Origin of the sequence: Streptomyces sp. R21 (genome assembly GCF_041051975.1) — a bacterium.
In the GTDB taxonomy this organism is placed as follows: Bacteria; Actinomycetota; Actinomycetes; order Streptomycetales; family Streptomycetaceae; genus Streptomyces.
On the sequence record NZ_CP163435.1, the window covers coordinates 3,602,236 to 3,615,058 of the forward strand.

Here is a 12,823-nt window from a genome sequence, read left to right on the forward strand (position 1 = left end):
GTCGGCCGTTGGCATGTCAACTATGGTTGACAGCCCTACCGTGTCAACGTAGGTTGACATCATGACTGACGCAACGGATCTCGCCGAGCGCGCGGGCGATCGCGATCCGCGGATCGGGCTGCGGGCGGTCTCCGCGCTGCGGAGGCTGCTGGAGCAGCTGGAGGCGGTGCAGGTGCGCAGCGCGCGCAATCAGGGCTGGTCGTGGCAGGAGATCGCCGCGGAACTCGGAGTGAGCAGGCAGGCCGTGCACAAGAAGTACGGGAGGCAGTGATGTTCGAGCGGTTCACCAAGGACGCCCGTGCCCTCGTCGAGGGTGCCGTCGTGCACTCCGAACGGACGGGCGCGGAGACGGTCGAGGAGGAGCACCTGCTCCTCGCGCTTCTCGACCGGGAGGCCGGTCGTGCGTCGTTCGCGCTGGCCTCGCTCGGGTTGACGGCCGACCGCCGGGAGTCCGTGGAGCGGTCGCTGGCCGAGGCCCGCCGCCGCGGCGGACTCTCCCGCGCCGACGCGCACGCCCTCTCCGGGCTCGGCATCGATCTTTCGGAGATCGTGTCCCGGGTCGAGGAAGCCCATGGGGAAGGGGTGCTCGCGCCGAGGAGAAGGGCCGGGGGCCGCTGGGCGAAGCGCCGGCCCTTCGCCGAGGGGGCCAAGGGCACGGTCGTGCGGTCCCTCCGGATGGCCGTCGCCCGGCACGACCGGCGCGTCGGGGACGAGCACTTCCTGTTGGCCCTCACCGTCCGCCCCGGCGTCCCCGCGGAGGTGCTCGCCGACCACGGGGTGACGTACGAGAAGGTCACGCGCGTGCTCTACGGCGACGGCGGAGCCGCGAAGGCGGGGTGAAGTCCCGGGGTCCGAGATCCCGGGGCCGGGGCGGGGCGTCTGTGGTGTCCGGCCCTGCCGTGCCCGGCCCTGTGGTGCCCAGAGAGCCGGGCACCACAGACGCGAGGGCAGCATCATGGCCGCGGCGTGCGCAGTATCGCTCCGATGTGCGCCGCCGCCGTCGACAAGTGGCGGCGGGTGTCGCGTAGTTGATCCTCCGTCACCCCGTGGTCGCGGGCCGCGTCACGAATACCGTCGCGGAAGCGGTCCAGCAGGCGGTCGAGGTCGCGGGCCGGGTCCCCGGAGGAGTCCTCATGGGCCCAGGAGGGCTCATACTCCGCGGGGAAGTCCTCGGGGGTGACCGTGAACTCGGGCTCCGCCGGCGCGGTCCGCCCGAAGCCCTTCCCGAAGTCCTTGCCGAACTCCTTCCCGAACTCGCCGAATTCCTTGGCCAGTTCGGTCAGTCCCTCACGCACACCCGTCGGCCAGTCACCCCGCGCGAAGTGGTCCTGGACCTGGTCCTGGACCCGCTTGGCCATGCGCTGCATCTCCTCCTGCGCCTGTGCCCGGACCCGCTCCTGCGCGTCCTTGGCCTGGCGGCGCGCACGCTGCGCCTCGTCGCGCGCCCGGCGGCTCTCGTCCTTCGCGCGCCGGGCCTGCTCCTTCCACTCCTGCTTGGCGCGCCGCATCTCCTCCTTCGCGGCCCGCCACGCCTCCTTGTCGCCGAACTCCCCGAACTCGCCCGAGCGGCCGCTGTGTTCCTTGCCGCCGTCCGCTGCCGGGGAACCCCGTCGGGCCTCGGAGGCCGCCGCCCGCATCTCGCGGCGCAGGTCGCCCGCCGCGCCCCGCACATCGGCACGGATCTCCGCGGCCAGCTCCGCGACCGACTCGCGGATCTCCAGCTCCAGGTCGGCCAACTCGCCGCTGCGGTCGGCCAGTTCCGCGCGGCCCGCGTCCGTGATCGCGTACACCTTGCGGCCGCCCTCGCTGGTGTGGGTGACCAGCCCCTCGGCCTCCAGCTTCGCCAGCCGCGGGTAGACGGTGCCGGCGGACGGCGCGTACAGCCCCTGGAAGCGCTCCTCCAGGAGACGGATCACCTCGTAGCCGTGGCGCGGGGCCTCGTCCAGCAGCTTCAGCAGATAGAGCCGCAGGCGGCCGTGGGCGAAGACGGGAGCCATCTCAGAGCACCTTCTTGTCGGTCGGGCCGTCGGTCGGGCCGCCGGTCGGGCCCGTGCTGTCGGTCGGGCCGTCGGTGTCTGCCGGTGGTGCGCCCTCCGGTTCCACGTCCCACGGCTCGTCCTCCGCCGGAGGCCTTCGCAGCAGGGCGATCGAACCGGAGACGGTCGTCGCCTTCAGCTTGCCGTTGCCCGCGCCCAGCCTGCCGGTGATCTGCTTGGCGCCCCACTGGCCCCTCACCCGGAGATCCTCGAAGGCGCTGGAGACCGTGCCGCTCGCGGTGTTGGCCTCCACCTGCGCGTCCGCCGGATGCGGCAGCCTGATGGCGATCTCGCCCGACACGTTCGACAGATGGACCTCTGTCGGGCGGGTCCCCGGGTTCAGGTCGACGATCATCGAGCCGCTCACCGAGTCGGCCCGGACGGAGGGGCCCGAGCCCTCGACGACGGTCAGGTCGCCGGAGACCGAGCTGAAACGCAGGTCGCCGGTGACGGCCTGGGCCTCCACGTTCCCCGAGACCGTGGTGGCGCGGACCGGGCCCGCGAGGCCGACCAGTGTCGTGTCGCCGGTCACGCCCTTCACGTCCGCCTGTCCGTCCAGTCCGGAGACCATGGCGGTGGCGCCGACGACGCCCACCTCCACGCGGGTGCTCGCCGGGACGGCCAGTGAGACCACCGCGCTGCGGCGCCAGCCCTTGCGGTCGAGCCACTTGAGGAAGCCCTTCCAGGGCAGGTCCTCGTAAGCGACGGTGAGGGTGCCGTCCTTCTGGGTCACGAGCAGCGGCGGGCCCTCTATCTCGGAGACTTCGAGACGGGCGGAACCTTCATCCGTGCCCACGACGTTCACCGTTCCGTTGACGATGCGCACATGCAGTGCCGTCACGGGGTCGTCGAAGGACAGCTTGCGTGGCTCGGCGACGGACCACTCGGACATGGTGCGGACCTCCTAGGCGGGGCCTGGACGCGTACGTATGACGCGCCATATCGCGTCTTCCAATAGACACGATATATCGCGGATACGGAAAGTCAAGACACCCTTTTCGGGGATCACCGATGGGTCAGGCCGATGGGTCAAAAGGGGTGAACCGGCCTACCGTGTGACCATGTCGACGTCGCCCGCCGAGCCCTCGGCCAAGGCCCCCGGCGCCCTGCTCCTGTGCCGGGCGCAGCCCGAGTCCGTCGGCCCCGCCGCCCAGTTGCTGCGCGAGCGGATGGTGCTCGCCCGGGCCGGCGCCGAGTGGACCGTGCTGGTTCCCGAGGGCACGCCCTGGCTGCGCGGCGGCGAACCGGTGGACCGCGTGCTCACCGGCTGGGCCACCGCCCTGGCCGTCGGCGCCCCCTGGCCCGTACTGGCCCTCTGGTGGGACGCGGACCGCAGCGGCTACACGCTCGCGTCGGGATTCCGCCGCACCGTCGGTTACGAATGGCTGGCGAACGGCACTCCGGTCGGCGAGGACGAGGCCATGCGCACCTTCGCGGCGCGGCTGGGCCTGGACCCGGTCCTGGACGTGCAGTCCCTGGACCGGCTGACGAAACCTGCCATCGACGCCGCCGCCGACGCGCAGGCACGTATGACCGGCCTGATCGCGATCCTCACGCGCGCGGGACTGTCGCTTCCCGCCGGCCTCGGCCCCGGAGAACCCGCCGACCGGCTGCGTGAAGCGGCGCGGGTCCGGCCCGACGCCGAAGTGGTCGAGTGGACCGGCTGGCGCGCCGCCGTCCGTGCGGAACTCGACGTCGTCGAGGGCACGACCCTGGGCCCCTGGCTGCGCGGCCCCAAGGCCCGCGCCCTCGCGGCCGCCCAGCTGGCCACCGGTCTCCCGCTCACCGCCTGGGGCATGCACCGCCGCAGCGGCGGCTGGATCGTCGCGGGCGCGCTACTGGTGATCCACGGCGCGCTCGGATTCGCGTACGACCACATGCGCGCCCTCGACTGACGACCCTGAGGCCGCCGTACACACGAGCTACTCGTCCTCGTCCTCGTCGTCCAACCGCGCCAGCCAGGTCGCCAGCCGCTCCACCGGCACCTCGAAGTCCGGATTGAGATCGACGAACGTACGCAGCTGCTCGGCGAGCCACTCGAAGGTGACCTCCTCCTCGCCGCGCCGCTTCTCCAGTTCCTCGATGCCACGGTCGGTGAAGTACAACTCTTGCTCCTGATGCGCACGGGACAAGCCCCTCGGGCCTACCTCCCCAGGGTAGGCCGTGCCGGGCGGGCCCGGTTTCGCGCGTCTTCGTGACCGGTTTCGCGCCTCTTGTGGGGTCGCCTGCAACCGAACGGAGTATTAGCCTCGTCGCAGATCAAGTGTGCTTCGGATACGGAGAGTTGACGAGGCGGGGGCCTGACGGGGGAGCGGGATGAGTCATATCCAGGAGATCGAGCTGCCGGACGGCACGGTGATCACGGCCCGGGTCGGGACGCCGGAGAGTTACGGCGGGGACGATCAGGACGTCGGCTTCCTCGACGTCGCCCGGTCCAAGGTGGAGGACCTCGGGGAGCTGATCACGGGCGTCGGGAGCAGCGTTCTCCGGGCCGCCCGCGCGGCCGGACCCGACGAGGCCGCCGTCACCTTCGGGGTGGAGATCACCGCGAAGGAGGGCCTGGCGATGGCCGTACTCGCCCGGGGCGAGGCCAAGGCCTCCCTGGAGGTCACCCTCACCTGGCAGTTCGACAAGCAGCGGGCACGGGACGCCGCCGCGGCCGACCGCCACCTGCCGGGCGGTGCCGAGCCACTGACCGGCATCCACGCTCGGGGTGGCGCCCGGCCACCGACCAGCAACTTCGAGCCGCGCGACGACCCCGCCACGCATGACTGACCAGCACCCCCACCTCGACCGTCTCGGCGCCCTGGCCAGGGCCGCGACCGTCCATCTGCTCCCCGCCGAGGGCGACGCCACCCCCTTGTGGGGCAGTGGCTTCTTCGTGGCGCCCGGCTGGGTGCTGACCGCGGCCCATGTGCTGCGCCCCCACCTCGCGAGGGACCGGAGCCTGATCTTCCGGGTGCGCGGACAGGGCGTCGACTCCGAAGCCCGGCTAGTGGAGTGGCTGCTCACCGATCCGGCGCGGCCCGTGGTGCCGCCGGAGCAGGACCTCGCCCTCGTACGGCTGGTGGACGACGGCGTCGAGCACGAGTGCGTCTGGCTGGGCGACCGGGCCGTACGCCACACGGGTGCCCTGAAGGTGTACGGGTTCCGTCCCGAGCCGCCGGAGGGGCCGCGGCGCCGTGCGGTGTCCTGGAGCGTGAACGCCGAGATCAACGGCCATGACGACGACGAGTACGGACTGATCTTCAAACCGGACAACGAGTTCCCCAGCGGGGTCTCGGGCGGGCCGCTGCTCGACCCGGACACCGGGGCGGTCGTCGGCCTGATCAAGTCGCGCCGGACGCAGCGGGACGGCGGGAAGGCCGTCTCGCTCGCCGCGCTGCGGCAGTTCGGGGACACCTACCGGAAGGTGATGGCGGCCCACGACGTCTGGCACGGCGACGAGCCGGTCTCCGACACCGGGGACAACTGGGTCGACCTGCAGTCCGCGACGGCCGCCGGCGGAGAGCTGTGGACCCCCGCCGACCGCCGCACCGCGCTGGCGCTGCTCGCCGCGCTGCCCCAGCCGCCGGACACGCCGACCGTGGAGCTCCTCGCGGGCATGGCCCGGAGCAACTACCGGTGGCCCGGCGGCACTCCCGAGCTGCTGACCTGGCGCGACGGGTGCGGGCTGCTCTACGAAGGGAGTCATCCCCTCAGCCCGTTCACCTTCCTCAGATACCTCAGGCTCGTCGAGGAGTACGTGCGCGCACGGTGCGACAACCCCGACAACCCCGACAACCCCGACAACCCCGACAACCCCGAAAACACCGACGACACCAGGGCGCTGCGCGACTGGACGGCGAAGCGGCTGCGCAGGCACCCCTCGCGCGACCTGTACGCCGTGGTGCAGGAGGCACGGCTCCCCGAGGAGCTGCGGCCCCGCCGCGAGGACGGCCCGGAACGCGTCGTCATCCCCTATCCCGGCCCCGGCGACGGCCCCGTCGTCGCGGTCCTGCTGGACCCGGTGATCGGCTCGAACCCCACCCGTTTCTTCTGGCAGATCTGGCTCGACAGCGGCGGCGACGGCGGCGGCACGAAGGAGCCCGAGCTGTACGCCACGGACCGCTCGCACCACGGGGCCCTGCCCGGCGAGCTGGTGCAGGCGCTGCGCACCCCGCTCGGCAGGCTGTTCCAGCTGAAGGACGCGGAGCGCCACCCCGTCCCCCTCGAAGTCGCCCTGCCCGCCGAGTACTTCGACACACCCGTGCACAAGTGGCGGTTCGACGACATCGCGGAACTGGACGACGCCGGTCACCTGGGAGCGCACCGCAGGCTGGTGCTGCGCGCCCTCGCACGCCGGGGAGAACCGGACAAACTGTGGGTCGACCGCTGGCACGCGATGGCGTCGGAGCAGCAGTTCAGTGCCTGGCGCACCCCGGAACGCGGTATGAGTCAGAGCGCCCGCCGCTATCAGGAGGCGGCCTGCGGTCTCATCCCGGTCATGTGCCGCCCGGCGGGACGCGGCGCGGGGCGGGCCGCCATGAGGCTGGCCCTGGAGAGCGGTCACGGTGTCGCGCTGTGGCACATCGACGGCCATGCCGGCCGCGCCTGCCCGGACGCCTGCGACCTGTTGTACGTCAAGGTGGGGGAACTGTTCGCCACCCTCGAATCGCTGGACGAACTCCCCGACCGGCTGCGGCTGGTGCGCCAGGAGATCAGCGAACGGCAGCCCGACCGGCTCTGGGCGAAACCCCTGGCCCTGCTCTGGGACGACCCGAGGCGACCGTTGCCCGCCGAGGAGACCGAGCCCGTGGACTCGCCGCTGTGAACACGGACTCCGCCCCGAATCCGCCTCGCGCCTGGCCGGAAAGCGCCGTGTGGCAAGCCTGTCCTGGGTACCTTTCCAGGGGCCCGTCTGACGCCTTGTGGATGCCTGACGCCCCCGTCGGCCAGGACGTGGAGGACCACCGACCGTCGACGAGGAGCAGACCATGACCGAGTGGCTCATCTACGAGGGCACCGGGGGGCCGGATCCGGACAGGATCCGGCGTCTGCCCGATCCACCGCCATGGCGTGCGTTCGACGCCCCGGTGGTGCCGTACGAGGTCCCGGAGCTCGACTCGACGACCCGCCGCAGACTCGGCGCGCGCAACGTCCCGCTGCCCATCCAGGACTCCGACACCCTCGAACTCATCAACGCCGCCCTCTACTTGAGGCGCCCCCTGCTCGTCACCGGCGAGCCGGGCGTCGGCAAGTCGACGCTCGCGCACTCCATCGCGTACGAACTCGATCTGGGCCGGGTCCTGGAATGGCCGGTCGTCAGCCGCAGCGAACTCAAGGACGGCCTCTACACGTACGACGCCATCGGCCGCCTCCAGGACGCCCAACTCGACCGCGCCGCACAGCCCGACGAGGACCCAGCCTCCCAGGACATCGGCCGCTACATCCGGCTCGGCCCGCTCGGCACCGCGCTCCTCGCCGCCGACCGGCCGCGGGTGCTGCTCATCGACGAACTCGACAAGAGCGACATCGACCTGCCCAACGACCTCCTGAACGTCCTGGAGGAGGGCAGGTTCGCCATCCCGGAGCTGGAGCGCATCGCCGACCGGCCCGGACAGGAGACCGTGCGCGTCCTCACCGACGACGGGCGGCGCGTGGCGGTCACCGGTGGCCAAGTCCGCTGCCGGGCCTTCCCGTTCGTCGTCATGACCAGCAACCGCGAACGCGACTTCCCCGCCCCGCTGCTGCGCCGCTGCATCCCGCTCGACCTCAAGGCACCGCGCGAGGAACGGCTCGCCGCGCTGGTGCAGGCGCACTTCGGCAGCGGCTCGTACGAGGACAACCACGACATCGTCGACCAGTTCACGGAGGCGGAGGCGGACGGCGCGCTGCGCCCCACCGACCAGCTCCTCAACGCCATCTTCCTCGCCCAGCACGCCGCACGCGACGGCCGGCACCGGCGCGAGGAGATCTCCGAGCTGCTGATGCAGCCCCTGGACCGCGGGCCCAGGTGACCCCGATGTCCGCCAAGGCTCCCCGGAGCGCCCCGGCGAGCGGCGTGAGCGCAGAGCTCACGGCGCTGGTCGCGCGCATGCGCGAGGCGGACATCCCGCCGAGCGTCGAGGAGCTGGCGGACGCCCTGTGGCTGGCACGCTGGCTGCCCGCACCGGAGCGGCCGTCCGCCGCGCCCGTCCCCACCGGTCCCGCCGGGCCCAGACCGCCGACCGGGACCGGAGACGGGGGCCTCCCGGCGCCGCCGCCGACGCCCTACCAACCGCACAGTGAGTCCCGACCCGCCGACCGCGCGGGGCTGTTCGCACCCGGACCCGGTGATGAAACGGCGGCCGGGACCCCCGCCATGCGACCCGTCCGGGTGCCCGCCGCCCCCGCGCTGCCCGAACCCCTCGCCCTGCAACGGGGGTTACGCCCGCTCCAGCGCTATCGCGCGCCCGTACGCCCGGTGCCGCGCACCCTCGACGAGAACGCCACCGCCGAACAGGCCGCCGAGACAGGCCTCCTGCTGCCCGTCCTGCGCACCGAGCGCCGCCGCGAGGCCCGGCTGCTGCTCCTCATGGACGTCTCCACCTCGACCGTCGTATGGCAGCAGGCACTTGACGAGCTGCGCCAGGTCTGCGAGCGCGCCGGAGCCTTCCGCGAAGTGCACGTCCAGTACCTCCACGAGAGCGAGGGCGGACTGCCCGGCTGCGCCGCAGGACCCGAGCGCAGCGGCCCGCTGCACGCTCCCGAGCAGCTCTGCGACCCGACCGGGCGGCGCCTGACCCTCGTTCTCAGCGACTGCGCCGGGCCCATGTGGCGCAGCGGCCGTATGCAGCGGCTCCTGCACCGCTGGGCGTCCACGGCGCCCGTCGCCGTTGTACAGCCCTTGCCGCAGCGCATGTGGCTGCGCACCCATCTGCCCGCCCGCCGCGGACTGCTGCACCGGCGCGAAGGGCCCGCCGGACAGCTGGAGTTCACCCCGGACCGCGGCCGCCCCGAGCGCGCCGCGCTGCCGATCCCGGTGCTCGCGCTGCGCCGCGGCTCCGTGGAGGGCTGGGCCCGGCTGATCGCGGGCTCCACCGGGCAGTCGCTGTCCACCGCCGCGGGCTGGGTCCGCGCGGAGCACGCACCCTCGGCGGCGCCCGTGCGCGCCGCCGAGGACATCTCGGGCGAGGAGCGGGTACGGGCCTTCTGGCGCCCCGCGTCGCAGGAGGCCCGGCGGCTCGCGGTGTATCTGTCCGCGGTGCCGCTGTATCTGCCGGTGATGCAGCTCGTGCAGCATGCGATGCTCGCCGGGAGCGGCCCCGAGGTCCTCTCCGAAGTCCTGCTCAGCGGTCTGCTCAAGCGCCGCGAGGACGCCGCCGACCCGCGCGCCGTGCGCTACGACTTCCTGCCCGGCGTCGCCGGGGAACTCCGCTCGCACCTCGCCGTCCACGAGGTGGAGCTGCTGTTCAAGCACTGCTCGGAGTACGTGGAGCGGCGGTTCGGGCGCAGCGCGCGCAACTTCCCCGCGATGGCGGGGGAGTTCCTGCGCGGGGCGGTCGAGCCCACGGGGGCCGGGACGTCCGGCGGCGAGGAGGAGCCTTCGGGCCTGCGCGCCTTCGCCGAGGTGTCGGCGGAGGTGCTCCGCGACCTGGGACAGCGGATTCCCGCTCCGCCGCTGCCTCCCATGGACTCGGAGGAACTCGTCGCCAAGGGGCGCGCCGCGTTCGCCCGGTACGAGGCGGAGGGCCTGACGCGCGAACTCGACACCGCGATCGGGCACTTCGGGGAGGCCGTGGCGTATGCGCGCCGGGAGAAGGGGCGCCTCGCGGCAGCCGAGGAACTCGCGGGCGCCCTCCTGGCGCGCTGGCGGGTGAGGCGAGTGGGCGAGGACCTGCGAGACGCGTTGGAGGCGCTGGGAGGATCCTCGCCCCGCACGGCCGCGCCGCGCACGCAGTTGCTGCGAGGCCTGATCCACTGGGCCCTGGCGGGTGAACTGCCGGGCTCGGGGCTCGACTTCGAGGGGATCTCCGAAGACGTACGCACCTGGGCACGGGAACAGGACACCGCGTACCCGGCGGAGCGATGGGCCTCGGCCCTGCTGCTGCACAGGGCCGACGCGGCTCTGACGGAGGCCATGTCCGGCTCTATGCCGATCGAGCCGCCGAGTTGGCACCGGCTCGGGGCGGAGTCGTATCCGACCGTGCGGCGCGCCTTCGCCGAGCAGGCCGCGCCGCTGGCGAGCCCGCGCGGACTGTTCCGCGCCGACAGCGCGGAGGAATGGTACGTACGGGGGCTGGAGCGAGCCATCGCGAGCGTCAAGCCATTGCTGGACTTCTCGCCGGCCGAGCGCGGCCGTCTCGTCTGCGGACGGCTCTGGCTCGACCTGGCACGGCAGTACGCTGGACACGGAGCCGTGCCGGCGGCGGCCGCCCTGGACATCGCGGCCGACGCGGCCCAGACCGCCGTCGACAACCTCCTCGCGGCCGTACGCTCCGAGGACGTCCTCCCGGCCCCCGAGCGCTGCCGGGCCTGGCTGGACGTCGCCTCGGCCCTGGAGATCGTCCAGCCGGCGCGAGAGGACGGCCGTGAGCGCCGACTGATCCTCGGCGCCGTCGAGCAGGCCATGGCGGCGGCCGGTGACGACACCGCCCTGCGCTACGAATGCCATGTGTGGGCCGCCCGTACGTACCGCGCCCGCCATGACGCCACCGGTCGTGACACGGACCTCGACAGCTCCGTCGCCGCCTGGAAGGAGGCCGTGCTCCTGCTGGACCAGGACGACCCCCATACCGCCGGTGTCCTGACGGAGTACGGCACAGCCCTGATCGCACGAGGACAGGAGCGGAGCTCCGCGGAGGACGCCGACGCCGCCGTGCGCATCCTGCGCTCCGCGGTCGACGAGACGGCCGAGACGGACCCCGAGCTGCCTCAGCGGCGGATACATCTGGGCATAGCCCACATCGTGCGGTTCAGGATCACCGGGGCGCTCTCCGACCTCTACGAAGCCGACTGGATCTTCGGCGAGGCCGCCCGGACCGCGGACGCGCCAGGGGTGGCCGCGCAGGGCTGGCTCCGGCAAGCGGACGCGGCCCAGCAACTGGCCGGCCGCACCGGGACGGTCGCCCAGACGTACAACGCCGTCACGTACTACCGGAAGGCCGCGGACAGCGCTCTGGAGGACGGCGACCCCGGGACGGCGGCCATCGCGAACGTACGCCGGGGCGCGGTCTTCAATGGACTCGGTGACGTCCCCCGGGCCGAGGAGGCATACCGCGAGGCCCTGCGCCTCACGGAGGACCCGGAACGGGCAGCCTTGCTGCACGCCATGATCGACGACCTGAACACCCCGCACGCCGAAACGGCCGACGAGTGACGGCCGCTGTGGACGAGAGCGACATACCCCTGCCCGAGATCCGCCTCCCCGACCGGACAGACCATCCGGTATTGGCGGCGATCCTCTCCGACCTCCAGGTCCGCGCCCGGCAGCCCGTCGTCGTGGCCCACTACGAGGACGCGCCATGACCGGACGCCCGGTGATCACCCACCCCAGCTGGCCGCACGCACTCCTCGACACGTCGGCCCATTTCCCCACACCCTTCCGGCAGTTCGTGCTGAAGGTGCACAGCCGCTGCAACCTGGACTGCTCGTACTGCTACATCTACCGCGGCGCGGACACCAGTTGGCGCGAGCGACCGGCACGGGTCGCCGAGCGCACCGTGCACCGGACGGCGGCCCGCATCGCCGAGCATGCGCGTGCCCATGAACTCGACGCCATCCGCATCGAGTTGCACGGCGGCGAACCCCTCCTCGCCGGTCCCGCACCCGTCCTCGCGTACACCGAGGCCGTACGGGCCGCCGTGCCCCGCACCACCCAGGTCACCGCCACCGTGCAGACCAACGGCACCCGCCTCACCGAAGCCGCGCTCGACCGGCTCGCCGACGCCGGGATCCGGGTCGGCCTCAGCCTCGACGGCGGGCGCGCCGCCCACAACGCGCGCCGCACCGACCGCGCCGGACGCCCCGCCTGGCCCGCCGCCCGCGCCGCCGCCAAACGCCTCGCGGCGCGCCCGGCGACGTACGCGGGAATCCTCTGCACCATCGACCTCGCCACCGACCCCCGGGACGTCTACCGCTCTCTCCTCGGCCTGGACCCGCCCGGCGTGGACTTTCTTCTCCCGCACGCGAATTGGAGCAGCCCGCCGCCGCGCGTCGCCCGCGAGACACCCGGCCGGCACCGGCCCCGCCCCACCCCCTACGGGGACTGGCTCGCCACCGTCTTCGACGCGTGGTGGGACGAGAGCCGGATGCGCACCAGGGTGCGGCTCTTCCAGGAGATCGCGGCGCTGCTGCTCGGCGCGCCCGGCGGCGCCGAAGCCGTTGGGCTGTCGCCGATGGCCGCCGTGGTCGTCGAGACGGACGGGGCCATCGAACAGGTCGACTCGCTGCGCTCCGCCTACCAGGGGGCGCCGGAGACCGGGCTCGACGTGTTCCGGCACTCCTTCGAGCGGGCACTGCGCCATCCCGGCATCGCCGCACGCCAGTTGGGGGAGCGGGCCCTCGCCGCCGAATGCCGGGGCTGCCCGGTGCACCGGGTGTGCGGCGGCGGCAACTACGTGCACCGCTATGCCCCCGGCACGGGATTTCTGCACCCCAGCGTCTACTGCGCCGACCTCGAACGGCTCATACGCCATGTCGCGCACCGTCTGAGCCGCACGGTGACCCAGTCCAGTTCTGCTCCAACTGAGCATCTCTGAAGTACTTTTGACACACTATTGAATAACCTGAGAACAGTCGTGACAGGTTCGTCTGATGGGACTGCG

Annotated in this window: 12 protein-coding genes; 9 read left to right on the top strand and 3 right to left on the bottom strand. The window is 72.7% G+C overall.

Annotated elements, in window-relative coordinates; genetic code table 11:
* Positions 1-61: 61 nt before the first annotated feature.
* Entirely contained in the window at positions 62-271 is a 210-nt protein-coding gene (locus tag AB5J56_RS16045; RefSeq protein ID WP_356133392.1) for a helix-turn-helix domain-containing protein, read from the top strand.
* Positions 271-840 (top strand): Clp protease N-terminal domain-containing protein, encoded by a 570-nt coding sequence (locus AB5J56_RS16050; RefSeq protein WP_369233406.1) that lies wholly within the window; start codon positions 271-273, stop codon positions 838-840. The genes AB5J56_RS16045 and AB5J56_RS16050 overlap by 1 nt, the downstream gene beginning before the upstream one ends.
* A 113-nt stretch (positions 841-953) precedes the next feature.
* Here AB5J56_RS16050 and AB5J56_RS16055 read toward each other — a convergent pair whose 3' ends face one another.
* The gene (locus AB5J56_RS16055; RefSeq protein WP_369233407.1) at positions 954-1,997 is read right to left on the bottom strand and encodes a helix-turn-helix transcriptional regulator; all 1,044 of its coding nucleotides are present in this window, start codon (positions 1,995-1,997) and stop codon (positions 954-956) included.
* A gap of 1 nt (position 1,998) precedes the next feature.
* Positions 1,999-2,928 carry a DUF4097 domain-containing protein gene (locus AB5J56_RS16060; protein WP_369233408.1) on the bottom strand — a complete coding sequence of 310 codons (930 nt, stop codon included), beginning with the start codon at positions 2,926-2,928 and terminating at the stop codon, positions 1,999-2,001.
* Between the two features lie 169 nt (positions 2,929-3,097).
* Here AB5J56_RS16060 and AB5J56_RS16065 point away from each other — a divergent pair, with 169 nt between their 5' ends.
* A complete protein-coding gene (locus AB5J56_RS16065) occupies positions 3,098-3,931 on the top strand; it encodes a hypothetical protein (protein WP_369233409.1) in 834 nt (277 codons plus the stop codon).
* A 27-nt stretch (positions 3,932-3,958) separates the two neighbouring features.
* Here the strand turns inward: AB5J56_RS16065 and AB5J56_RS16070 are convergent, their stop codons facing one another.
* Positions 3,959-4,141, bottom strand: a complete 183-nt coding sequence (locus tag AB5J56_RS16070; protein WP_003961784.1) for a DUF6104 family protein — start codon at positions 4,139-4,141, stop codon at positions 3,959-3,961.
* 211 nt (positions 4,142-4,352) lie between these two features.
* Between AB5J56_RS16070 and AB5J56_RS16075 the strand changes: the two genes are divergently transcribed.
* The 6 genes from AB5J56_RS16075 (at position 4,353) to AB5J56_RS16100 (ending at position 12,757) form a co-directional block, all read left to right on the top strand.
* Entirely contained in the window at positions 4,353-4,811 is a 459-nt protein-coding gene (locus AB5J56_RS16075) for a CU044_2847 family protein (protein WP_369233410.1), read from the top strand.
* On the top strand, positions 4,804-6,849 hold the full coding sequence (locus AB5J56_RS16080) for a trypsin-like peptidase domain-containing protein (RefSeq protein WP_369233411.1): 2,046 nt from the start codon (positions 4,804-4,806) through the stop codon (positions 6,847-6,849). Before AB5J56_RS16075 ends, AB5J56_RS16080 begins: the two co-directional genes overlap by 8 nt.
* Positions 6,850-7,012: 163 nt before the next feature.
* On the top strand, positions 7,013-8,035 hold the full coding sequence (locus tag AB5J56_RS16085; RefSeq protein ID WP_369233412.1) for an AAA family ATPase: 1,023 nt from the start codon (positions 7,013-7,015) through the stop codon (positions 8,033-8,035).
* Positions 8,036-8,040: 5 nt separating this feature from the next.
* Entirely contained in the window at positions 8,041-11,376 is a 3,336-nt protein-coding gene (locus tag AB5J56_RS16090) for an SAV_2336 N-terminal domain-related protein (RefSeq protein ID WP_369233413.1), read from the top strand.
* A complete protein-coding gene (locus AB5J56_RS16095) occupies positions 11,373-11,525 on the top strand; it encodes a hypothetical protein (RefSeq protein WP_369233414.1) in 153 nt (50 codons plus the stop codon). The genes AB5J56_RS16090 and AB5J56_RS16095 overlap by 4 nt, the downstream gene beginning before the upstream one ends.
* Positions 11,522-12,757, top strand: a complete 1,236-nt coding sequence (locus tag AB5J56_RS16100) for an FxsB family cyclophane-forming radical SAM/SPASM peptide maturase (protein ID WP_369233415.1) — start codon at positions 11,522-11,524, stop codon at positions 12,755-12,757. Before AB5J56_RS16095 ends, AB5J56_RS16100 begins: the two co-directional genes overlap by 4 nt.
* The last annotated feature ends 66 nt before the right edge of the window (positions 12,758-12,823 follow it).

Coding starts and splice junctions, on each gene's coding strand:
- AB5J56_RS16080 (WP_369233411.1), top strand. CDS start 4,804: ATGACTGACCAGCACCCCCACCTCGACCGTCTCGGCGCCCTGGCCAGG.
- AB5J56_RS16060 (WP_369233408.1), bottom strand. CDS start 2,928: ATGTCCGAGTGGTCCGTCGCCGAGCCACGCAAGCTGTCCTTCGACGAC.
- AB5J56_RS16045 (WP_356133392.1), top strand. CDS start 62: ATGACTGACGCAACGGATCTCGCCGAGCGCGCGGGCGATCGCGATCCG.
- AB5J56_RS16090 (WP_369233413.1), top strand. CDS start 8,041: ATGTCCGCCAAGGCTCCCCGGAGCGCCCCGGCGAGCGGCGTGAGCGCA.
- AB5J56_RS16100 (WP_369233415.1), top strand. CDS start 11,522: ATGACCGGACGCCCGGTGATCACCCACCCCAGCTGGCCGCACGCACTC.
- AB5J56_RS16055 (WP_369233407.1), bottom strand. CDS start 1,997: ATGGCTCCCGTCTTCGCCCACGGCCGCCTGCGGCTCTATCTGCTGAAG.
- AB5J56_RS16050 (WP_369233406.1), top strand. CDS start 271: ATGTTCGAGCGGTTCACCAAGGACGCCCGTGCCCTCGTCGAGGGTGCC.
- AB5J56_RS16065 (WP_369233409.1), top strand. CDS start 3,098: ATGTCGACGTCGCCCGCCGAGCCCTCGGCCAAGGCCCCCGGCGCCCTG.
- AB5J56_RS16075 (WP_369233410.1), top strand. CDS start 4,353: ATGAGTCATATCCAGGAGATCGAGCTGCCGGACGGCACGGTGATCACG.
- AB5J56_RS16085 (WP_369233412.1), top strand. CDS start 7,013: ATGACCGAGTGGCTCATCTACGAGGGCACCGGGGGGCCGGATCCGGAC.